General features: G+C 65.0%; 22 protein-coding genes. 10 read left to right on the forward strand and 12 right to left on the reverse strand.

Annotation, left to right across the window (positions count from 1 at the left end):
- The first annotated feature begins 13 nt into the window (after positions 1-13).
- Genes modA through ACSBM8_RS16395 form a run of 3 tightly spaced genes read left to right on the forward strand, consistent with a single transcriptional unit; the run spans position 14 to position 2,125 of the window.
- Positions 14-757, forward strand: coding sequence for a molybdate ABC transporter substrate-binding protein (gene modA, locus ACSBM8_RS16385; protein ID WP_442679058.1), 744 nt, complete (start codon positions 14-16; stop codon positions 755-757).
- A gap of 19 nt (positions 758-776) precedes the next feature.
- Positions 777-1,454 carry a molybdate ABC transporter permease subunit gene (gene modB / locus ACSBM8_RS16390; protein ID WP_442679059.1) on the forward strand — a complete coding sequence of 226 codons (678 nt, stop codon included), beginning with the start codon at positions 777-779 and terminating at the stop codon, positions 1,452-1,454.
- Positions 1,451-2,125: an ATP-binding cassette domain-containing protein gene (locus tag ACSBM8_RS16395; RefSeq protein ID WP_442679060.1), complete on the forward strand. Its 675-nt coding sequence runs from the start codon at positions 1,451-1,453 to the stop codon at positions 2,123-2,125. The genes modB and ACSBM8_RS16395 overlap by 4 nt, the downstream gene beginning before the upstream one ends.
- A 16-nt stretch (positions 2,126-2,141) precedes the next feature.
- Here the strand turns inward: ACSBM8_RS16395 and ACSBM8_RS16400 are convergent, their stop codons facing one another.
- The 5 genes from ACSBM8_RS16400 to ACSBM8_RS16420 all read right to left on the reverse strand — a co-directional run bounded on the left by ACSBM8_RS16400 (position 2,142) and on the right by ACSBM8_RS16420 (position 10,013).
- Positions 2,142-3,395, reverse strand: coding sequence for a histidine-type phosphatase (locus ACSBM8_RS16400; RefSeq protein WP_442679061.1), 1,254 nt, complete (start codon positions 3,393-3,395; stop codon positions 2,142-2,144).
- Positions 3,395-6,319 carry a TonB-dependent receptor gene (locus tag ACSBM8_RS16405; protein WP_442679062.1) on the reverse strand — a complete coding sequence of 975 codons (2,925 nt, stop codon included), beginning with the start codon at positions 6,317-6,319 and terminating at the stop codon, positions 3,395-3,397. Before ACSBM8_RS16405 ends, ACSBM8_RS16400 begins: the two co-directional genes overlap by 1 nt.
- Positions 6,320-6,364: 45 nt before the next feature.
- Positions 6,365-7,285, reverse strand: coding sequence for a FecR family protein (locus ACSBM8_RS16410; protein WP_442679063.1), 921 nt, complete (start codon positions 7,283-7,285; stop codon positions 6,365-6,367).
- On the reverse strand, positions 7,282-7,791 hold the full coding sequence (locus tag ACSBM8_RS16415) for an RNA polymerase sigma factor (RefSeq protein ID WP_442679064.1): 510 nt from the start codon (positions 7,789-7,791) through the stop codon (positions 7,282-7,284). Before ACSBM8_RS16415 ends, ACSBM8_RS16410 begins: the two co-directional genes overlap by 4 nt.
- 95 nt (positions 7,792-7,886) lie before the next feature.
- Entirely contained in the window at positions 7,887-10,013 is a 2,127-nt protein-coding gene (locus ACSBM8_RS16420) for a S9 family peptidase (RefSeq protein ID WP_442679065.1), read from the reverse strand.
- A gap of 305 nt (positions 10,014-10,318) precedes the next feature.
- Between ACSBM8_RS16420 and ACSBM8_RS16425 the strand changes: the two genes are divergently transcribed.
- The gene (locus ACSBM8_RS16425) at positions 10,319-12,013 is read left to right on the forward strand and encodes an FAD-dependent oxidoreductase (protein WP_442679066.1); all 1,695 of its coding nucleotides are present in this window, start codon (positions 10,319-10,321) and stop codon (positions 12,011-12,013) included.
- A gap of 28 nt (positions 12,014-12,041) precedes the next feature.
- Here ACSBM8_RS16425 and ACSBM8_RS16430 read toward each other — a convergent pair whose 3' ends face one another.
- On the reverse strand, positions 12,042-12,794 hold the full coding sequence (locus tag ACSBM8_RS16430; RefSeq protein ID WP_442679067.1) for a sulfite exporter TauE/SafE family protein: 753 nt from the start codon (positions 12,792-12,794) through the stop codon (positions 12,042-12,044).
- Between the two features lie 78 nt (positions 12,795-12,872).
- On the opposite strand from ACSBM8_RS16430, the gene ACSBM8_RS16435 reads away from it, so the two are divergent.
- A complete protein-coding gene (locus tag ACSBM8_RS16435; protein ID WP_442679068.1) occupies positions 12,873-13,805 on the forward strand; it encodes a 2-hydroxyacid dehydrogenase in 933 nt (310 codons plus the stop codon).
- Between the two features lie 37 nt (positions 13,806-13,842).
- On the opposite strand, the gene ACSBM8_RS16440 is transcribed toward ACSBM8_RS16435, so the two are convergent.
- Entirely contained in the window at positions 13,843-14,466 is a 624-nt protein-coding gene (locus ACSBM8_RS16440; protein ID WP_442679069.1) for a hypothetical protein, read from the reverse strand.
- Positions 14,467-14,590: 124 nt separating this feature from the next.
- Between ACSBM8_RS16440 and ACSBM8_RS16445 the strand changes: the two genes are divergently transcribed.
- The 3 genes from ACSBM8_RS16445 to ACSBM8_RS16455 all read left to right on the forward strand — a co-directional run bounded on the left by ACSBM8_RS16445 (position 14,591) and on the right by ACSBM8_RS16455 (position 16,975).
- On the forward strand, positions 14,591-15,262 hold the full coding sequence (locus ACSBM8_RS16445; protein ID WP_442679070.1) for a response regulator: 672 nt from the start codon (positions 14,591-14,593) through the stop codon (positions 15,260-15,262).
- Positions 15,262-16,599, forward strand: a complete 1,338-nt coding sequence (locus tag ACSBM8_RS16450; RefSeq protein WP_442679071.1) for an ATP-binding protein — start codon at positions 15,262-15,264, stop codon at positions 16,597-16,599. Before ACSBM8_RS16445 ends, ACSBM8_RS16450 begins: the two co-directional genes overlap by 1 nt.
- Positions 16,600-16,666: 67 nt before the next feature.
- On the forward strand, positions 16,667-16,975 hold the full coding sequence (locus ACSBM8_RS16455; RefSeq protein ID WP_442679072.1) for a hypothetical protein: 309 nt from the start codon (positions 16,667-16,669) through the stop codon (positions 16,973-16,975).
- Between the two features lie 9 nt (positions 16,976-16,984).
- On the opposite strand, the gene ACSBM8_RS16460 is transcribed toward ACSBM8_RS16455, so the two are convergent.
- The 5 genes from ACSBM8_RS16460 to ACSBM8_RS16480 form a co-directional block, all read right to left on the reverse strand.
- On the reverse strand, positions 16,985-17,218 hold the full coding sequence (locus ACSBM8_RS16460) for a DUF6894 family protein (RefSeq protein WP_442679073.1): 234 nt from the start codon (positions 17,216-17,218) through the stop codon (positions 16,985-16,987).
- Between the two features lie 83 nt (positions 17,219-17,301).
- On the reverse strand, positions 17,302-17,484 hold the full coding sequence (locus ACSBM8_RS16465) for a hypothetical protein (RefSeq protein WP_442679074.1): 183 nt from the start codon (positions 17,482-17,484) through the stop codon (positions 17,302-17,304).
- Positions 17,485-17,872: 388 nt separating this feature from the next.
- Positions 17,873-18,160, reverse strand: coding sequence for a CsbD family protein (locus ACSBM8_RS16470; protein ID WP_442679075.1), 288 nt, complete (start codon positions 18,158-18,160; stop codon positions 17,873-17,875).
- A 65-nt stretch (positions 18,161-18,225) separates the two neighbouring features.
- Entirely contained in the window at positions 18,226-19,074 is an 849-nt protein-coding gene (locus ACSBM8_RS16475; protein ID WP_442679076.1) for an aspartyl/asparaginyl beta-hydroxylase domain-containing protein, read from the reverse strand.
- 32 nt (positions 19,075-19,106) lie between these two features.
- The gene (locus ACSBM8_RS16480) at positions 19,107-20,330 is read right to left on the reverse strand and encodes an amidohydrolase family protein (protein WP_442681625.1); all 1,224 of its coding nucleotides are present in this window, start codon (positions 20,328-20,330) and stop codon (positions 19,107-19,109) included.
- A 150-nt stretch (positions 20,331-20,480) separates the two neighbouring features.
- Here ACSBM8_RS16480 and ACSBM8_RS16485 point away from each other — a divergent pair, with 150 nt between their 5' ends.
- Positions 20,481-21,008 carry a sigma-70 family RNA polymerase sigma factor gene (locus ACSBM8_RS16485; RefSeq protein WP_442679077.1) on the forward strand — a complete coding sequence of 176 codons (528 nt, stop codon included), beginning with the start codon at positions 20,481-20,483 and terminating at the stop codon, positions 21,006-21,008.
- Positions 20,998-21,759: an anti-sigma factor family protein gene (locus tag ACSBM8_RS16490; protein ID WP_442679078.1), complete on the forward strand. Its 762-nt coding sequence runs from the start codon at positions 20,998-21,000 to the stop codon at positions 21,757-21,759. The genes ACSBM8_RS16485 and ACSBM8_RS16490 overlap by 11 nt, the downstream gene beginning before the upstream one ends.
- The last annotated feature ends 12 nt before the right edge of the window (positions 21,760-21,771 follow it).

Raw genomic sequence — 21,771 nt, forward strand, 5'->3', positions numbered from 1 at the left:
CTAAAGGACGGAGGTGTTCGCCCTCCGCCCGCTGCTGCTCTGTCTTGCTGCCATAGCGGGCACCCAATTGTCCGCAGCCACGACGCGGGTTGCCGTGGCGGCAAACTTCACCGAACCGGCCAAGGACATCGCCGCCGGCTTTGCGAAGGCGACGGGCCATCGCGCCGTGGTTTCCTTCGGATCGTCCGGCTCCTTTTACGCGCAGATGCGACAGGGCGCACCGTTCGATCTCTTTCTCTCGGCCGATGCGGATCGGCCGAAGCAAGCCGAGCGGGACGGGCTTGCCGTCGCCGGTAGCCGCTTCACGTATGCCATCGGCCGGCTGGTCCTGTATTCGACCGATCCGAACCTTATCGATGCACGCGGCGCGGTGCTTCGAAAGGGCAATTTCGCAAAGCTCGCCATCGCCGATCCGGCAACCGCCCCTTATGGATCGGCGGCGCTCCAGACCCTGCGCAAGCTGGGCCTCTATCCCGTCGTTGCCGCGAAAATCGTCAAGGGAACATCGATCGCGCAGGCGTATGATTTCGTCGCCACCGGTGCCGCGCCCCTTGGTTTTGTGGCCTTCAGCCAGGTCGTCGCCCGACCCGGCGGCTCCAAATGGCTGGTGCCGCAAAACCTGCACGCGGCGATCGCGCAACAGGCGGTGCTGCTCAAGGTCGGTGCCGGCAATCCCGCCGCCGTCGCCTTCCTCAGATATCTGCATAGCCCGGCCGCGCGGGGGATCATCAGGCGCTATGGCTACGAAACGCGCTGACGCGGTGTCAGGCTAAATCATGGAGTCTCCCATCGGCGTCGTGCTCGCCACCACCGTCGAGCTGGCGCTGGTCACGACCCTCTTGCTGCTGCTGATCGCCACCCCCCTTGCCTGGTGGCTGGCGCGCTCGCGCAGCTGGTGGAAGGAAGTCGCCGGTGCGCTCAGCGCCCTCCCGCTGGTCCTGCCGCCGACCGTAATCGGCTTTTACGTCCTGATCGCGCTGGGGCCGGACAGCCCGCTGATGGTGCCGCTGCAGTGGTTCGGCATACGCACCCTCGCCTTCACCTTCACGGGGCTCGTGATCGGCTCGCTCTTTTATTCGCTGCCCTTCGCGGTCCAGCCCCTGCGCACCGCGTTCGAGGCGATCGGCGAACGCCCGCTGGAGATTGCCGCAACGCTTGGCGCCGGTCGGCTGGATCGCTTCCTGACCGTCGCGATGCCACTGGCACGGCGTGGCTTCGTATCGGCCGCGATCCTGGTATTCGCGCACACGGTTGGCGAGTTCGGTGTGGTTTTGATGATCGGAGGGTCGATACCGGGCCATACCGAGGTTCTGTCGACCCGGATCTACACGTTGGTCGAAAGCCTGCAATATGGCGCCGCGCACCGCATTGCCGCGGGTCTTGTTGTCTTTGCCTTCCTTAGCCTGTTCGCGCTGTTGATGATCGAACGGCGCAGCGCGCGGATCGCCTTATGAGCGGACAGGTCGAGGCGCGCCTTGCGACCACGCTGGGTGCGCTTGCGCTCGACGCCGCCTTCACTGTTCCGGCTGTCGGTGTGACGAGCCTGTTCGGTCGATCCGGCTCGGGCAAGACGACCATCTTGCGCTGTCTGGCGGGTCTGGAGCGTGCGTCCGGTCTGGTGCGCGTGAATGACCAGGTCTGGCAGGACGATCGCGCCTTTTTACCGCCGGAGCGCCGCCGTGTCGGCTTCGTCTTCCAGGGCGCCAACCTGCTGCCCCATCTCAGCGTCGGCGCCAACCTTGCCTATGCCGCCCGGCGCGCCGCACAGCCGCTCGCGCTGACCGATGTCGTCGATCGCACGGGGATAAGCGCCTTGCTGGATCGCATGCCGGGTCGGTTGTCCGGCGGCGAGGCCCAGCGCGTGGCGATCGCCCGTGCCTTGCTGATCCGGCCGAACATGCTGCTGCTCGACGAGCCGCTGTCCGCCCTGGACAGCGATGCAAAGGCCGAGCTGTCCGACTATCTTGCCGCCCTGCTGCCGCAGCTGGCCATGCCGGTCTTCCTCGTCAGCCACGATGCCGCCGAAGTTGCACGGCTGGCGCAGCGGCGTATCCTGATCGAAGCGGGCCGGGTAACCGGCATCGAACCGGTCGTGCCCTATCTGCGCTCCGCCCTACAGGTCTGAGGCAGCACCGCTGCAATCACCTAACGGCGTTGAGAACATGGTCGGCAAATCGGGGAAGCGGGCAGGCCATGTCGGCCTCGCTGCAGCCGGGCACGAAAATGGGTGCCACGCCGGGCGCGACATCATCCTTGAGCGGCGTAAGATGGCGCAGCTGATCCAGGTTTTGCGCCACATAACGCACCCGCACGACCGCCTCGCCGGTCGCGCGCCGCCAGCGTTCGAAGATCAGGCCGCCGCCCGGCGCCGCCTGGCCGGCCGCATAGCCCGGTACCTGCCACTCCAGGCCGAGCAAGCCGGCGAGCATGGTGACGGTACCGTCATGGCCGCTGAGAACCACGATCTTCGCATCTCCCCCGATCGGATCGCCCGCCGGCGTGTCGCCGCTGCCTTGCTGCAGCGTCGCCAGAAGGCGCCGCGCAAGATAGCTGCTCGCCTGGAGCCCCACTTCCGGCGTCCGCGTCCGCAGGTCGATGCCGGCGCCGTGCACCGTCAGGGCGGCCTCGATCGTGGCCGCATTCACGTCGCGCCAGCCGGGAAAATCGAGCCCGTCGCCATAAGCCATCATCAGGCTTTCCGCGATGCCGGCGACCTGAAGGGCCGGTGAGGTCAAGGTCACGCCGCCCTTGCCGTCGAGCTTCATCTCCACGGGCGTGTCGCTCAAGCGCCGCGCGGGGCGTCGCCGCTCCTGAGCCGTGCAGGGAACAGCGCGACATTGCAGCAGGAGCGCCTCGAACCGGTCGGTATTAGGCTGCAGACGCCGATCCCATCCTGCCAGATCGCCACCAATACGCCCGGAAATGGCGGCAAGACGCCGCGCCGGATCCAGTGCGGCCGGACGCGTCAGCGGCGCATCGAACAAGGGATCCGGGGCGGCAGGCGACTGATGAACGATTGTAGTGCAACCGGGCGTCAGCCCCTGCGCCAGTGCCTGCGCCGTCGCCTCGGTCCGTTGGGTATGATTGGCCCAATAGAAGACCGCGCAGTCGCCATCCGCCAACAGGCCGGCCTGCTGGTAGCGCACGCGATACCAGTCGCCCAACAATGTTACCGCCCGACCACCCCGTTCGGTCAGATAGCCGGCGGGGACGGCAAAGCGCGGCCATGGCTTGGCGCTGTAGCGGCCCAATTCCTCGGGGCTGGACATGGCGCTGCGCACCCCATGCCGCATGATGATGACGACCCGCTCCAGCCGCTCGGTCGGGGCCGCCGCGACCGGCACTACGGTCAGCGCCGCGAACAGCGCCAGGCAGATGCGGGCAGGATTGCGCATCAGAAGCGCGCCCGGATGCCGGCGATCAGCGTCGTGCCATAATCGGTGTAGCCGGCGAAGCGATTGTCGCGGACATATTGCCACTGCCGGCCACCCGCGAGGTTGATGGCCTGCACCACCAAGGTCAGGTTTGGCCGGACGGCATAGGACATGTCGAAATCCAGGCTGCCGAACGGGCTGTCATTGTTCGCCGCAAGGCCGGCACCCCCGACATCTCGCAGCACCTTGCCGCGCCAGCTATAGCTCAACCGCGCGCCGAACGGGCCCTTCTCGTAAAAGGTGGTGACGTTGAACGTGTCCCGCGCGACATCGACCAGCGCATCGCGGAACGTGCCGCCGCCGGCCGCGGCATAGGTACCCTTGCTGGACGTGTGGGTGTAATTGATCTGCGTGCCCAGGCCGTTAAAGGGCGCGGGCAGCATCCGGAACAGTTGCTGATAGGCGATCTCGAACCCGGCGACGTGCGCCTTGCCCCCATTTTGCGGGGCGGTCAGCCGGTAATTGGCTCCGTCCAACACGAAATCACGCGTCTGCTGGAAGACGAAGCTGGTAATATCCTTGTAGAAAACGGCTCCGATCAGCGCGCTGCCCGGTGCGAAATACCATTCGGCCGTGCCATCATATTGCCAGGCCTGGAACGGCTTGAGTTCCGGATTGCCGCCGACGGCGGTCAGGACCGTCGGGTTGGAGTTGATCGTCAGCCGCGGCGCGAGATCGGCCAAAGACGGGCGGGTAATGACCTTCGACGCGGCGAGGCGCAGCTGCAGCTTATCGGTCAGTTCGCCCACCAGATTGAGCGACGGCAGCCAATTGCCATAGTCGCGGCGATAGCTGACCGGCACCGCGGTGCGGCCGTCATCGGCATAGCCCGACGACGTCTGCCGGGTGTGCGCATAGCGCAGGCCCATGTCGCCGCGCAGCGTGATACCGCCGAGCGGCACGGCAAAGTCCGCCATCGCATAACCGGAGAAGATCCGTTCCGCGATGTCATAGCTGTTGCGCAGATCGCCGCGGGCGAGCGGGGCAGCGAGCAGCGCCTCCTTCCCGGTCGCGGCCGCCAGGAATGCGTCGGCATCCGGCATCAGCCAGCTACGCGGCAGGTTCCCGCCCACACCCTTCAGGAAATCATCGACCGGGAAAGGATCAAAGAAATTGGCGTCGAAACGCTGGCCGGCAATGCCGTTCGTGAAATTGATGTCGCGGCGATCATAGTCGCGGTTGCGGCGCTCTGCCTTGGCCCCGGCGCGCACCGCCGTGACGATGCCGTCCAGCTCGCGCGTCAGATCGAACTTGGCGGCTTTCTCCTTATCGATCGAATCGTTGACCCGATATTCGATGCGGCGCCCCGGCAGGGTTCCGGGTTGGGACAGATCGGCGGTCTGAAAGCTCAGGTTCGGCAGCCGATCACCCACCTTGGCGAAATCGAAGCTGACATTGCCGACCGGGCCGAGCAGGCGCGAGCGATAGATCGGCTTCGGCGTATCGGACACCGCACGGCCGATGCTGAGATCGGCGCTGGCGATCCACCCATTGGCATGCCAGCGCGCGTTGGCGCCAACCAGCCAGTTGGAATAACGCAGTTTCGACTGTTCGCGCCCGATCTGCGTCGAAGTCTGGACGGTGCCGGCGGTCAGGACGCCATCGGTAACGACGGCCGTGCCCGGCACCAAGGCGCGCGCGACGCTGTTCGAGAAATCGGTCGAATAAGTAAGCTCGTCATAATCGATGTCGAGTCGGCTCCACAGCGCATCGACGTTCAGCTCGAACCGCTCGTCGGGCTTCCATTGGACGGCGCCGTTGAGCCCGATGCGCTGCCGGTCTTCGCGTTCCAAGGTGGGCCGCGCGCTGGTGGGGATCAGGATCGTGTCCGGATCGAGCACGCCGTTGCCGTCGGCGTCGATCTTGCCGTCGGCCCAGCTGACGCTGGTGACGCGATCCTGACGGGTCGTGCGCTCGTCATAGACGGCGGCGAACAGCGCACCGAATGTGCCGGCATCGTTCATCCAGCTTGCCAGCCCCGACAGGCGCGGATTGACCTTGTCGGCGAGCAACGGAGCGCTGGCATTGGCCGACAGGTTGAGCAGCGGCTCTTTCAGATCCATCGGGCGAAAGGTGCGCAGGTTGATGATCGCGCCGATCCCGCCTTCGTCCAGGTCCGCGCGCGGGCTCTTGGCGACTTCGACCGCGGACATCAGCTCGGACGGCAGCGTGTCGAACCGGAACTGGCGGCCGCTCTGCCCGCTGTCGCGGACATTCTCGTTGACCGCGACCGAGCGGCCGTTGAGCGTCACCACCTGGAAGTTGGCGCCGAGCCCGCGTACCCGGACGAAGACGCCTTCGCCGCGGTCGCGCACGATCGAAACGCCGGGCACGCGCTGGAGCGCTTCCGCGATATTCTGCGCGGGGAATTTGCCGATATCGTCCGCGCGCACGACATCAATGACATTGGTTGCCCGACGCTTCTCGTCCAGCGCGCCGGTGAGGCTGTTGGAATAACCGGTGACGACGATTTCGTCGCCACCCTCCGCGGGCGCGGTCGGCGTGGCGGTAAGCGTCGTCGGCCGCACGGGCGAGCTTGCCACGATCAGCAACGTGCCATCGCTCTGCTGCTGGACCCGCAATGGCCGGCCGGCGATCAGCCGTTCAACCGCCCCCTGTGCGCTGAGGCGTTCATCGACCGCAGGCGCCGTCATCCCGCGCACGGCGTCGGGCGAAAACAGGATGTTCACGCCGGTCTGCCGCGCGAGCGATTCCAGCGCGCCGGCCAGCGGCTGAGCCACAAGGTGGACCGATGCGCGCTTGTCCTGCGCCATCGCCGGCGCAGCGAGACATGCGGCAAGGGCGGTGCCGAGCACGAAGGTGCGGCACATGGACGGTCGACGATAGCTGATCACGAAAATGGTCCCCCGACGGTTGGCGGCCATGCGGCCGCACCTTCCCGACGCGCCACCTGGCGATCACCCCACCCCTCAAACCGAACTTTTTTTCCCGAGAATGATTCTGTCGCCGCTGCGCTGCACCTGCAGCCCGTGCAGCGAGGCCAGCGCCTCGGCGAGTGCGACATTGTCGCCCATCCGATAGAGGCCACTGACCCGCAGCGATCCCGTCTGCGCATCCGCGATCGTCAGCGGGGTACGGGCATAGCGGTTGGCTTCCGCTGCCACCGCGGCGATCGTATCTTCATGAAATGCGGCGCGACCATCGATCCAGGCTTGGACGAGGCGCGGATCGGGCCGGTCCACGATCGTCTCATGCGGCCCTGCCCGCAGACGATCGCCCGACGTTAACGGCTGCAGATCCTGTCCCGTGCCCGCCCTTGCCTGCCCGGCAATGCTGACCAGAGAGACATCATTGCCGCCGTCGCGGCGCAGATCGAAGCGACCGGCCGACGCCAGCAGCGTACCATGACCGGCATCCACTTCGAACGGGACCGCATTGGGCGCGATCGAAAGCTGGATGCGCCCGCGCTCCAGCCATAATTGGCGATAGCGCGGCCAGGCATCGGCCGTCACGCGGCTGGCGGCATCCAGCAACAGCTGCGACCCGTCGCGCAGGCGAACCGACCGCCGCTCGCCAATGTCGGTTTCGTAGGTGGTGCCGGCATAAGCTGCCGAGAGGCCGACGACGGCGCTGCCACAGGTGGCAGCCGCGCCGCCCATGCCCAGCAACAACCGCCGCCGCGTCAGGACCGGACGACGCTCCACCCGCGGGACCGGCTGCGCGCCGCTTCCCGGCACCATATCCCACAGCAAGGTGAGCCGTTCGAAGGCGGCAGCGTGCGCAGGATCTTCGTCCAGCCAAACGCGCAACGCCGTCTCGTCCGCCACGGCGCGGTCGCCTGCATGCAGACGCGCAATCCACTCGGCGGCACGGCTGTCGATGGCGTTCACCAATTCTCCATCCAGCCTGCAAGCTGCGTCATCGCTTTCGCCATATGCTTTTCGACCGCGCTCGGGCTGATGGCAAGATGGTCCGCAATCTGGCGATAGCTATACCCTTCGAGCCGCTGCATCAGGAAGATCTCGCGTGTCCGCGGGCTAAGGCGATCCACGCCCTCCCGGACCCGGGTCAGACGCTCGCGCATGATGATCACCTCGTCAGGCAGGGGCGCGCCGTCGGCGACGATGTCGAGCGCCGCCGGATCGCCATGCTGGTCCCGTACCTTCTCCCGCCGCCAGGCGTCCCGTCCGCGATTGACCGCCGCACGGACCAGGAAGGCCTCCTTGTTGCGGACCGGCGCATGCTGCGCGAGCAGCCCGGCATAGGCGTCGTGCAGCAGATCCTCGGCGTCGGTCCGACGCGTATTGCGGCCGATCTGATCGAGCAGCCGCGACCATGCGAGGCGGAGCGCGAAGGCGCGCGGCCGGGGCGCCGCAGTCTCAATGCGAGTGGACATGCTCCCCGGCCTAGAGGCCGAGGAGCGACAATAAGGTTACATCCCGGTTACGGTCTTGCGAAACACAGCTGATCCCAATCCGGGCTTATCGCCTGTCATTTGGACTGGTGCTGATCTGCCACGCCCAGCTGCTGCAGCATGAACGCCTGCCATTCCGCATTCTGGCGGAAGCGTTCGAAGCGTCCGGATTTGCCGCCATGGCCGGCTTCCATATTGACGCGGAAGACCAGCGGATTTTTGTCCGTCTTCAACTCGCGCAACTTCGCGACCCATTTGGTCGGCTCGTAATATTGGACCTGGCTGTCCCACAGACCGGTCTGGACGAACAGCGACGGATAAGCCTTGGCGGTCACATTATCGTAGGGCGAATAGCTCAGCATATAATCGTAAAAGGGCTTCTGCGCGGGGTTGCCCCATTCGTCATATTCGAAGGTCGTCAGCGGGATTGACGCGTCCAGCATCGTCGTCACGACGTCCACGAACGGCACCTGCGCGATGATCAGCTTGTAATCCGCCGGCGCCATGTTCGCGACGCCGCCCATCAGCAGCCCACCCGCGCTGCCGCCCATTGCCGCGACCCGATCCTTGGCCGCATATTTCTGCGCCACCAGATAGCGGGTCACATCGATGAAGTCGGTGAAGCTGTTCTTCTTGTTGAGCAGATGGCCGTCATCATACCAGCCGCGCCCCATCTCCTGCCCGCCACGAATGTGGGCGAGGGCATAGACGACGCCGCGATCGAGCAGGCCGATCCGCCCCGCATCCACCGCCGGGTCCATAGAAATGCCGTAACTGCCATAGGCATATTGCAGCATCGGCGCGCGGCCATCGCGCTTCACGCCTTTGGCATAGACGATCGAGACCGGGATCTTGGTGCCGTCGCGCGCGGGCGCCCAGACGCGCTCGGTCACATATTTGGCGGGGTCATAGCCCGGCACGGGCGCGACCTTCAGCACGCGCCGCTCGCCCGTCTTGGCATTGACCTCGTACGTGGTGGTCGGCGTGACCAGCGAGCCATAGGTATAGCGCACCCACGGCGTCGCCGGCTCCTCATTGACGTCGAGTGACATGCGATAGGCCGGTTCGTCCGCCTTGACCGGCAGCGATTTGCCGTCATCGGTCAGCAACCGGATCATGCGATTGCCGCCCTCGCGCTGATCGATCGCAACGAAACCCTCGAACGGCTTGAACCCCTCGATGAAGACCGTGTCGCTGGCCGGCGTCAGGTCGCGCCAGGCGGCACTGCCCTTGGCGAGATCGGCGTCGGCGACCGTGACCAGCTTGTAGTTCTTCGCATCCTTGTTCGTCCGGATGATCCAGCGGCTGCCAAGATGGTCCGCACTATAGCGGAATTCACGCAGGCGCGGCGCGACCACGGTGAAGTTGGCGGGCGCCCCAACCGGCGCGCAGCGTTGCTCGTCGCTGACCGTGCTCTCGACGGAGATACACACGAACTTGTCGTCCGTCGTGCGCGCGATCCCCATCTGGAATGTGTCGTCCTTCTCCTCATACAGGGTCCGGTCGGTGGCCGTGGGCGTACCCAGCACATGCGCCTTCACCTGATAACCGCGCAGCGTCACCGGATCCTTGGCGACGTACAGGATCGTCTTATTGTCGCCGGCCCAGACCAGGTTCGGCTCCACATTCGCGATCGTGTCGGCCAGCACCTGGCCGGTCGCCAGATCTTTGACCTTCAGGACATATTGCCGGCGGCCGACCACATCCTCGGCCCAGGCGACCCGCTGGTTGTCCGGGCTTACCGTCCAGTCGCTGAGCGCGAAGAAGCTGTGGCCTTTGGCCAGCGCCGGTTCGTCGAATAGGACGTCGGCGGGCGCGTCGCGGCTGCCCTTGCGGCGTTCGATGATCGGGTAGTCCGCACCGGTCTGGTATCGCGAGCCGTAATAATAGCCGTTTTTCCGATAGGGAACCGAGCTGTCGTCCTGTTTGATATGCGCCACCGTCTCTTCATAGAGGCGGGTCTGCAGCGGCTTCAGGCTGCTCAGCAAAGCGTCCGCATAGGCGTTCTCGGCGGCAAGGTAGGCCAGCATCTCCGGATTCTTGCGTGTATCGTCACGCAGCCAATAATAGTCGTCCTCACGCGGGCCGTTCGGTGAGGTAACCTGAAACGGCCGTTTTGCGGGACGCGGCGGCTGCGGATTTTGCGCGATCGCAGCCCCAGACATCAGCAATGCCACGCTTAACAATGTCGTCCGACGTGCCATGCTCATCCTCCATCAGTCTGAAATACCGACATAACTGTCACCAGAGCGGGTGCAACATGCTTTGCATGTGAGCGCAATTGGTGTTCTCCCTTGGCCGTGCCGCAGGACAATGTTCCCTATCTGCGTTTTTCCCTAGCCACTCGCAAAAGCAGAGGGGGTGAATCGCCAATTGGCCATCAATTGGTCGTACGATTCCCACAAAAGTCGTCACTCGTCGCTAATCTCACGGTTCGTCGCGTCCGTAACCTTGTCCCGACCGCCAAACGCGCCATTGTGCAGTTGCAACATGAAGGCGGGCGGTGCGAATGCTAAGACCATTCCAATCTATTGCCGAGGGAGATCAGCTCCGTGGCGACGTGTGTATCGTCGGCACCGGCCCTGCTGGCCTTACATTGGCCTTGGAATTGGAACGTGCCGGTCTGAAGATCGTCATGATCGAGGCGGGTGGGCCGCGCGTCGAAGCGTCGATCCAGGACGCTTATGGCGGGGAGGTCGTCAATCCCGCCCATCCGCCGTCCCAAATGTACCGACAGCGCCGCCTGGGGGGATCGAGCGGGATCTGGGGCGGCCGCTGCACGCCATTGGACGAGCTGGATTTCGTGAAGCGCGATCATGTCCCTTTCAGCGGCTGGCCGTTTCCGCGTTCCGAAATGCGTCCTTTTTATGCACGCGCGCAGGATTCGGTGGAAGTGGGCCAGTTCGATTACCACGCCGCGACCGCGCTGAACGACGAACCTCTGATCGAGGGCTTCCGCGACCCCTTCGTGCAGACGAGCAACATCGAACGCTACAGCCCGCCAACGCGCTTCTGGCCGCGCAATCGCGAAGCGCTTGCCCGGTCGTCCAACATCACGGTCGTGACCGGGGCAACCTGCCTACGCCTCGATTCAGGGGACAATCATGCTGTTGTCCAGGCCGCCGAATGCGTCGGCAGGGATGGGCGCCGGTTCACGGTAAGCGCGCGGTCTTTTGTCGCGGCGGTTGGCGGCCTGGAAACCGTCAGGCTGCTGGAATTTTCGAAGCTTGGCCTTGGATCGGGATGGCTGGGCCGCAATTATATGTGTCATGTCGAAGTCAATTTCGCTGGCCTGCGCATCGCGCCGCATGATCGTGCCGTCGTCTACGGATTCGAGAAATCGAGCGATGGCATCTATGTAAAAAGACGCTTCACGATCAGTTCGCAGCGCCAGGCCCAGCTGGGCATTCTGAACGCCGCAGCGCGCATCCACCATCCCAGCATCCTTGATCCGGACCATCGGGATCCGGTCCTGTCCGCCCTGTTCCTCGCGCGGAAGTTCATCATCCCCGAATATGCACGCCATTTCTCGGTCGCGAACAGCCGTGACGATGCGGGCAAATATAGCCTGGTCGATACTAACCCGGTGGCGGCCGCAGTGACGCAACGCCAAGGCTTTTTCGGCCAGCATGTTCGAAACGTGGCGCTGGGCCTTCCCGGCCTCACCAAATTCGGGGCGAGCTGGATCGCGCAACGCTACCTGGCCCCCCGGAAGATTCCTTATATCGCCTTGAAGAACGCCAGCGGCTCCTATGCCCTCAACCTCTATGGCGAGCAGGCGCCCAATCCCGACAGCCGCGTGATGCTCGGCACCGACCTCGACCAGAACGGCGTACCACGCCTCAAGATCGACTGGCGCGCCCAGGATATCGATTATCGGACCCTGGCCTACACGATCCGCGAAATCCGCCGCGCGATGGAAGAAAGCGGCTGCGGAACCATCGCGTTCGATGATGCGCGTCTCGACGCCGACGTGCGCGAACAGACGGTTCCCGTCGGCGGTCATCATATCGGCACGGCGCGCATGTCCGACGATCCCCGCCAGGGCGTCGTCAGCCGCGACGGGTTGGTTCATGGAACGAGCAACCTGTACGTCGCGGGAGCGGCCACATTCCCGACCTCGGGCCAGGCCAATCCGACCCTGACGATCGTCGCCTTATCGCTGAAACTGGCCGAGCATCTCGGTAGTCGCCTGACATCCTGAAGGGCGGGGGGTAGCGCGCGCGAACGGCTCACAGGCCGTCATAAACCAATTTCATGCCGATCAGCAGCATCAACCAATAGATCAACGTATAGAAACGGTCGGCATCCACGCGCCGCACCAGCCATACGCCTGCCAATGTGGAGGGAATGGCGATCGGCAACAGCATCAGGCTGGTCATCAGGTGCGCCCGGGTGAACTGGCCGAGCGCCAGATAGGCGGGCACCTTGATCCAGTTCAGTGCCGCGAAGAAGATCGCCGTCGTCCCGACCAGTATATCGCGCGGCAGGCGGCGCGGCAGCACGTAGATCTGGAAGGGCGGTTGCCCGGCATGCGCGATCTGACTGGTGATGCCCGACGCCAGTCCCATCGCAAATCCGAACCATCTTGGAGGATTTGTCGGCGCCGGAATCCTCCCGCCGCGCTGCATCCATAAACTGCGGATCGCGAACAGGATGGAGATCGCGCCAAGGGCGATCTGCATCGCGCCTTCGGGTACGCGCGTCGCGAACAGGTAAGCGAGACCGACACCGATGGCTGCGGCCGGCAGCATGACGGCGATGACCGCTTTGTCCCAACTATGACGAAATGCCCAAACCCCAACGACATCCTGGGCGATCAGTATCGGCAACATGATAGCGGCGGCCTCCACCGGCCCGGCCACCAGCGCCAACAAAGGGGTTCCGATCGCGCCGATCCCGGCGAAGCCCCCCTTGCTCAACCCCAGCAACAGGATCGCGATCACGGCCGCGGCCAGGAACCAGGGGTCGTGCAACGGCGACATGCCGACGCTGTCGCCGCTTATGCGGGATTGGACAAGGCTATGCTGGCAAGACGGTGCGGACCAAAGCTAAGAACCGGCATGTCCGATCGTCGTCCGCTTATCGTCGTCGCCCATCCCCTCCTTGGTTTCCTGATCGGTCGATTGGCGGATCGGTACGAACCGCTGCCCTTATGGGAAGAGGATGATTGGGCGCGTCTCGCCGAGGTTCGCGTGCTCGTGGTGGCGGGCGAATTCCGGATCGATCCAGCGCTCATCGCGGCAATGCCGAAGCTGGGGCTGATCGCCTGCTTCAGCGTCGGCTATGACGGAATCGACGTACCGGCGATGCGCGCGCGCGGAATTGCGGTGACGCACGCGCAGGATGCAAATTCCGAAGACGCGGCGGATCATGCCGTCGGCCTGATCCTCGCCCATCGGCGCGAAATCGTCCGGGGCGACGCCAGGGTGCGAAGCGGCCAGTGGAGTGCCGGCAGCAAGGCCCTGACCCGCTCGCTTGCCGACACCAAGCTGGGAATCGTCGGCATGGGCAGCATCGGCCAGGCGATTGCACGAAGGGCCGACGCGCTGCGTCTCCAAACCTGCTGGTGGGGGCCCGCGGCGAAGCCCGACTTGCCCTGGCTCCGGGCGGACAGCCTCGCGACATTGGCGCGCGACAGCGATATTCTGGTCATCGCCGCAAGGGCCCATGCGGGGAATGAGAAGATGATCTCCGGCGAGATCCTGGACGCGCTCGGCGCGGACGGTTTGCTCGTCAACATCGCGCGGGGCCAGCTGATCGACGAAGAGGCGCTGATCGCGCGGTTGCGCGATGGCCGGCTGGGTGGCGCGGCGCTGGACGTCTTCATGCAGGAACCGACCCCGCCTGCAAGGTGGCACGATGTTCCCAACACCATCCTGACGCCGCATACGGCCGGCGCCACTGACGCCGCCATCGCTGCGATGATCGCGATGGTCTGTGCCAATATCGACGCGTTCTTCGCGGGAAGCCCCCTCCCCAATCCGGCGCCATAAAAATGCCGGCGGGACGCATAATCCCGCCGGCAGGGTGTCATTTGGCAGGTGTCGCCACTGCGGTGGCGGCGGGTACCGGCGGGGGCGCGGCGGCATCGGCAAGCGGCACCGAGGCCCCTGCAGGCGGCGGCGGCGGCGCCATACCGGGGGGCGGCGGCGGAGGTGCGGCGCCGGGCGGCGGCGGCGGCCCGTCACCGGGGCGCGGGGCCGGACCCTGCGGGCCACCCGGCCCGGGAGGGCCGCCAAGCGGGCCCAGCGCGGTCACCTTGCCGGCCGCGTCGACCAGGAAGGATGCGTGCAACACGCCTCGATCGAACTGACCCTGCGCCGTTATCGGGGCACCGATGCTCGCGAGCGAACGATCGTCCCCTTCCGGCCCGGTATCGATCAGCGCGCGCGCACTGCCATCGTCCACCACCAGTTTGTTGCCGAAAATCTCGGCGACGCGCCCGCGCACGGTGACGATACCGCTGCTGCTGGGCAGGCTGCGGATCGCCACAGGCGTGAGCGGTGCCATCTCGATCGAAGGCCCCATCTCGCGGGCGGCCATCGCACCGGCAACACCGCCAACGGCCAGTACCGCGGCCGCGCCCAGCATGACCGGCATTCGCCGCAATCTGGTGAAGCGGCTCGGGCTATTGTCTTGATTCGCTTGCGTCATGATCATCACTCCGTCGTTGATGGCCTTTTCTACGCCGCCCTTGCTATCGCCGACTGAACCGCGCCGTTCAGATTGGGTTTAGTCATGAGAGCTAGTCGCCTCGTATCGGCAGGAGGTCCAAGTCATGCGCGTCTTGCTGGTCGAAGATGATAGCGATCTCGCCAACGGCATCGCGCGCGCCTTGCGGGCGGAAAATTTCGCGGTGGACGTGGCCGCGAACGGTGAGGATGGCGGCCACCTCGGCGCGACCGAGGCCTATGATGCGGCGGTTCTGGACCTGGGCCTCCCCAAGCGGGACGGCATTTCAATTCTCACCGAATGGCGCGCTTCCGGCCGGGCACTACCGGTCTTGATCCTTACGGCACGCGACGCCTGGTCCGACAAGGTTCAGGGGTTCAAGGCGGGGGCCGACGATTATCTGGTGAAGCCGTTCCGAGTCGAGGAGCTGGTGATGCGTCTGCGCGCCCTGGTGCGGCGTGCGGCCGGCCATGCCGCCAGCATCATTCAGTGTGGCCCGGTCAGCTTCGACGCCCAAACCGGCCAGTTCGAACATGATGGCCTGCCACTGAAGCTGACCGCCTTCGAATGGCGCGTTCTATCCTGCCTCATCCTGCGCAAAGAGATCGTGGTCGATCGGATGGATCTGCTGGAGCGGGTCTATGAACAGGATGCCGACGTCGATTCCAATTCGCTGGAGGTGATCATCGGGCGGCTGCGACGCAAGATCGGCCCGGAACTGATCGAGACGGTGCGCGGGCGCGGCTATCGCCTTACCGGCGAGTCCGCATGCGACTGATGCCGCGCTCCCTGTTCGGGCGGTTGCTCGGCACGGCGGTGATCGCCATCCTCGCGGCTTTGCTCTTTGCGGGCTTCGCGATCGGCCATGTGCTGGAGCATTTCGTCATGCAGGGCCTGGATGAGCGGCTGGATGCGCAGATTGACGTTGTCGCGCGTGCCGTGCGCCGCGACGGCACGATCGACGCCCGCCGGGCCGTGGATCTTCCGCCATTCGATCAGCCGGGCAGCGGCTGGTCTTGGCAAGTGCGTGCGCCGGGTGGCGTATTGCGGTCGCGATCGATCGGCACAGCCGATATTACCCGCCCCGCCCCGCCCGGCCCGCCGCCCTTCCCGATGTCCGGCCCAATCGAGTCGCAGCCGCATCCGTTCGAAGGTCGGGACCCTTCGGGACTGACGATCCACGGCCGTGCGCTGACCGTGAACACGACCAAAGGCCCCGCGGAAATATTGGCGGCGGGACCGCGCGCCGTCGCCGAACGCCCGTTGCGGGAAGCGATGGCGCCGTTGCTGCTTTCCCTGCTGGCCTTGGGCGTCGCCTTATCGATGGCGATCCTGGTCCAGCTGCGGTTCGGCCTGCGCCCCATCGGCCGCCTGCGCGCCATGGTCGCCGAGGTCCGCGCGGGTCGGCGTACCCATGTGGAAGCGAGCGAGCCCAGCGAATTGCTGCCGCTGATCGACGAATTGAACGCTCTTATCCGCAACAATCGCACGGCTCTGGAACAGGCGCGGGGCCATGTCGCAAACCTTGCCCATGGGCTGAAGACCCCGCTTGCGGCGCTCCGGCTCGACCTCACCGACCCCGCGCCGGGCGAACTTGCCCGGCACGTCGACCGGATCGATGCGCAGATACGGCACCATCTGGGGCGCGCCCGCGCCGCCAGCACTGGCGGCGCTGCGCCGGCGACGACGCTGGCGCCGCAGGTAGAAGGTCTCGTGACCGCCCTTTCCCGCATCCATGCCGATCGCGCAATTACCGTTGATGTGACGATCGGCGCCGAACTGGCGGTGCGATGCGACCCTCAGGATCTGGACGAGATGATCGGGAATTTGCTCGACAATGCGTGGAAGTGGGCAGCCGCGTCGGTTCGGATCACGGCGGTCGCCGACGGCCGAATGGTAGCGCTTCGCGTCGAGGATGACGGCCCGGGCATCGCGGAATCCTTACTGGCCGCCGCCGTCGAGCCCGGCCGGAGGCTGGACGAGCGCGGCGATGGGCACGGCTTCGGGCTTTCGATCACGCGCGAGCTTGCCGAGCTGCATGGCGGCGGGCTCCTCCTGGCCAATGCCGCGGCGGCGGGCCTGATCGCCACGCTGCGCCTGCCTGTCGCACTCTGACGTCGAGCCGTGCTGCAGCGCAACATTTTTCTTGTGATTTCCCCATGGGTAAGGCAAAATAACGCCTATGGAATCGAGTAAACTTGTCCTGGAAGCAATCGCGCTCCAGAAATGTATCGAGGCGACGTACAACCGTACGGCGATCAAGCTTGCGCCCTATATCCTCTACACCAAGCATGGTGAGCTGTTCGTCGATGCGGTGACGGTGGAGCGGGAGGGCCGGCCGCCGAAAGAAACGAAGCTTGGCACGTTCAAGCTGGCCGGGCTTACGATCCGCGAGATTATCAGCCGATCGTTCAAGCCGGAGCCGCTGTTCAACAGTGCCGATCCCAAATATGCGGGCGCGACCTTGTTTGCTGTCGAGGCGGCCGCCTGACCGATGTTGTCATAGGGTGATCGACGCCGACATCGGCACCTGCATCACGCGCACATGATCCTGATCGTCGATGAATAACGTCACGCTCACGGACGACAGGCCGTGCTTCAATTCATCGGCAATGATGTCGGCACCGGCGCACACGGCCTCTTTGCGCGCGGCCGCTTCGTCCGCACAATCGCGGCCGACCTCATCTTCCAGAAAACCTTCGCCATTTTCGAGGTGGATGTAAAAACGCGGCATGGCGTCAAAAAACCCCTATGCCGGGGGTCGTTCCATGCAATCTGCAGATCCTGGGGATCTACGGAAAAAGCCCGGTCCACACCCTATGCGGATGGGCCGGGGCGAATGAGGGCAACCTTGCGCGCCCCCTCCCATATCTCGATCGGATTGGGGTGGCCGAGGCGTGCGGCTTCCGCCCCAGCTTCGTCATCTGTCGCGACCGTCACCACTTCGGATTTAATGATCCGCTCGCTGGCATCGAGTAAATATAACCGGTAATTCCGCATTGCCCGCCCCTTGGTGAGGCGGCACATGCATGGCGATGCCGCACGACAGCGTCTCAACGCATACTGTCGATGAGCGTGCGTTAACGGCTTTGTTACGGCCCCGCATTGCCTTCGATCAAGCCATGGCGAAGCACGTAGACGCGAACTACAGCGTGATGACTTTATACTGATCCGTTCGTGCCGAGTAGCGACCGAGTTGCCCGCAGGGCGTATCGAGGGCGCGTATCGAGGCATTGGTGGGTATCTATCGATACGCGCTCTCGACAAGCCTGTCCTGAGCGCCTGCCTCGCAGGCAGTCGAAAGGCTCGATCGCTACTCGAGACGAACGGTCCTACCGAAGTCATCATACTCTAGGAAGCGGGCCGCCAGGCGGCCCGCATCGATCGATCAGCGCTTGCCGCGCAACGTGTTCAGCAGAGCAAGTCCGACCACGCCCGCCAAGGCGGCCGCGGCGAAAGGACGCTTGCGGGCAAATCCCTTGGCCTGCTCTACCATCGGCCCGACGCCACCCGAAAAGGCATCCGTCGCGGCGCCATAGGCCTTCTGCGCCTTGCCCGAGAGCTGATCGGCGATGCCCTCGCCCTGCAGGGAGGAATTGCCTGTGATGTTACCCGCGGTTTCCTTGACCTTACCGGTGATGTCGCGGCCCTCGCCGCTCAGTTGATCATCGTTCATCGATTATCGTCCCATTGCTGCCGTCGTCGTGACGGGTCGTGCCATCAACGGGCAGGGGCGTATTTCTATCCGTCGCCATTCCAGTCGCGCACGCGACGCCGCGCGTCCTGCACGAAACGGGACCGCTTCACTGCCCACAGGAAGAGTCCCCCGATCAGCTGGCCGACCCGCCCGGTGGGACGCCGAAACTGGATCAGTAATACGACGCGCACCTCATCGGTGTCGTTCGCCACTTCATGCTCGAACGTGTCGTCAAAAATGAGCGCTTTTCCCGCCTGCCAATGCAGCTTCTGATCGACCACCCGCATCCAGCAATTGGCGGCATCCCGCGGCACATTGAGGCCGAGATGACAGGTCATGATCGCCTTCGTTACGCCAACATGCGCCGGAATATGCGTGCCCGGCGCCAGAACCGAGAAGAAGGCCGAATTCAGGTCAGGGATGGCCCGCAGTAAGGCGTCCGTCCGCGGACAGCGCCGCACATTGGCCTCCTGCTGATAGCCGTAGCCATAAAGGAAAAAGGATCGCCACTTGCGGGGTGGCGCGATGTCGCGATGATCGGGCGAGATTTCAGCGAGCGGGGGAACCGTCTCGATCTCCCGCAGCACCAGCTCCGCCTCAGCGCGAATATCGAGCCAATGGTCTTCCAAGGCGCGAACCCACGGGAAATTGCGGGGATCATGGACGGGGCGGTCGCCCACCCGGGACGAGCCGGCGACGATCCGGTTCACGGCCGGCTGCAGGCGTCGGCCCAGCCGCATCCATAACGGCTGGGGCGGGATCAGAGCTGGACTTGGCGTTTCGATGGGTTCCGCCGCTTCCTTGACCCGATCCTCACCTCGCAGACGCAACTCCGACACTCGATCCCATCCCATCTCCGCCACAGCGCGGTCCGCAGCTCTATGATCGGGCATGCGCTCCGCTTACCCGATGTCGCGTATCCCTGTCATTCGCGTACGATGACCCCACCCTTAATCACCAGCCGCACATCCCGCACGGCGGCGATATTGCGCGTGGGATCGCCCGCAACCGCCACGATATCGGCCAGAAACCCCGGCTTGAGCGCACCGACATCGGCCAGATGAAAGATGCGGGCATTGCCGGACGTCGCGGCGGTCAGCACCTCCACGGGGGTCATGCCTGCTTGTTGCATCAAGATCATCTCGCGGCTGTTCGTGCCATGCGTGAACACGCCGACATCGCCGCCGACACAGATTGGCACGCCGGCGGCCCGCGCAAGATGGAAGCTCCGACGGCTTTCCGCGACCGCCTGCGGCACGGGATCCTGCCCATTCCATCCCCGATAGCGTGCGACCGCGTCGGACGCCGCGAGCGTCGGGCATAAGGCGACATTCTTCTCGTGCATCGCACGGAAGATTTCGGACGTGCCGCCATAACCATGCTCGATCGTATCGACGCCGGCGGCAATGGCACGGCGCATCCCTTCGGCCGTCACCGCATGGACCGCCACCAGCCGGCCCGCATCATGCGCCACGGCGGTGCCAGCGCTCAACTCTGCCTGCGTCAGCGTTGCCCGGCTCGGCTCCTTGGGGAGATAGTGATAATCGGCGTACATCTTTACGACATCCGCGCCGGCCGCAATCTGATCGCGTGCCGCGCGCGTGATCTCATCGACACCGCTCACTTCCTGCGCACCTTGGGGAACCGACACACCGGGCTCGAACCCCTTGGGCCCGTAAGCGCCGCGCGCCACGATCGCGCGTGTGGCGATCAGCAGGTGCGGTCCCGGCACCACCCCTTGATCGATCGCTTGCTTCAGCCCGGCGTCGGCATAGCCCGCGCCTTCGGTGCCAAGATCGCGCTCGCTGGTGAAGCCCGCCATGAGCGTCGCACGCGCATGCACCACGGCCCGCGCCGTCCGCAGCGCGATCGATTCATGCAGGACCTGATCGTCCCAGCTGGTTTCGTTATACGGATGCAGGAACAGGTGGCTGTGCCCCTCGATCATGCCGGGCATCACTGTTTCGCCCGGCAGATCGATCACGCGCGCACCCGCCGGCACCCCCAGGCGCGGTCCAACGGCGGCAATATGATCGTCCTCGACCAGAACGTCCCAGCCGGGATGAACGCCCGTCCCGTCAAACACGCGATCGGGACGCAACAGCAGGGCCGGGCCAGCAGCGGCCGCGGGGGGCGCCAAGGCAAGCATCAACGCCAAAAGGACTTTCACAGCCGCCTCCCTGTCATCCGGATCGTACCGGCAAGCGATATCGCATAAAGCGCCGGAACGACCTCGCAAGGTCCGATACTTGCCAATCCACGGGATGGAATAAAGGCCATACCTGCTCGTATATCCTGCATGACCGGCTGGGGATCGAGCGACGCTACCGAGCATGTGCCTGCGCTTCGGCGCTATGCACGCTCGCTCGCGCTTGACCCGGTGGCGGCGGACGACCTGGTGCAGCAGGCGCTCCTGAACGCGTATGAAAAGCGGGCGAGCTTCAAACCAGGCAATTCCTTGCGCGCGTGGTTGTTTGCCATCCTCCATAATCAGTTTGTCAGCGCCAGACGGCGCGCAGGCGTGGAGCAGCGCGCGCTGAGCGAGATTGCGCGCCGCACCGAGGAGGCGGTCGAAAGCAGCGCCGAACATGCCGCGCTCCTGCGCGAAACCGCCGCGCGCTTCGCGGCGCTGCCAGAGACGCAGCGATCCACCCTGCATCTCGTCGCGATCGAAGGGCTTTCCTATCAGGAGGCCGCGGCGACGCTCGACGTCCCGGTCGGCACGATCATGTCGCGTCTAAGCCGTGCGCGGGCGACGCTGCGAGAGGCGGACGACATCGTGACGCGCAACCCACTGCATATTGTTGGAGGCAAGGATGTATCCTGAAGCCGTCACCGCGCTTGAGCTGGACGCCTATCTGGACGGCGAACTGGACGAGAGCCGCTGCCTTGCGGTGGAAGATTATCTGTCACGCAATCCGGAGGCGGCTGCGCGGATGATGGCCGATTTCAGCCGGCGCACTGCACTTCGTCTCGGCCAGCCGCACCTGCCCGAGCGCATCGATCTGGCCGCCGCGGCGGCACAGCTGGACCATGGGATGCGCGCACCCGCACGGCCGATCGCACACTTTCTGGCGCGCCGTAAGTGGATGAGCGGGCTTGCCGCCGCGGCGGCCGTCGCTGCGCTGGTGCTGGTCCCCAATGCCCCCATCGCGCAGGCCGGCCCGCCCACTTATGTGGGCGACGCCATCCAGGCTTATCACACCAGTCTGATACGGGCGGACATGCCGTCCCAGCTCGAAACAACCCGCTTCGATGCACGCGATGTCCAGCGCTTTACCCGGATCCGCATTCCCGTCCTGCCGGCAGGGTGGCGAATAACCGACGTGCAGCTTTTCCCGTCGGAGGAAGGTCCAGCCCTGCAGCTTATGGTGCGGATCGCCGATGGCCAAACGGTATCGCTGTTCGCGGTGCGGAGCCGCACCGATGCGCCCGCGCAGCCGGCCACCGTACAGAAAGGACGCACCACGGTCGCTTATTGGCGCAATGGCGACATGGCCTACGCCTTGACGGGCGTCGATGCGCCGGCCGCGCTGGACCTCGCAGCAAAGGATCTTGCCGACAATGGGCTGGGGTGAGCATTGAGCATG

This window comes from Sphingomonas sp. ASY06-1R, from assembly GCF_052180265.1.
Lineage (GTDB): Bacteria > Pseudomonadota > Alphaproteobacteria > Sphingomonadales > Sphingomonadaceae > Sphingomonas_I.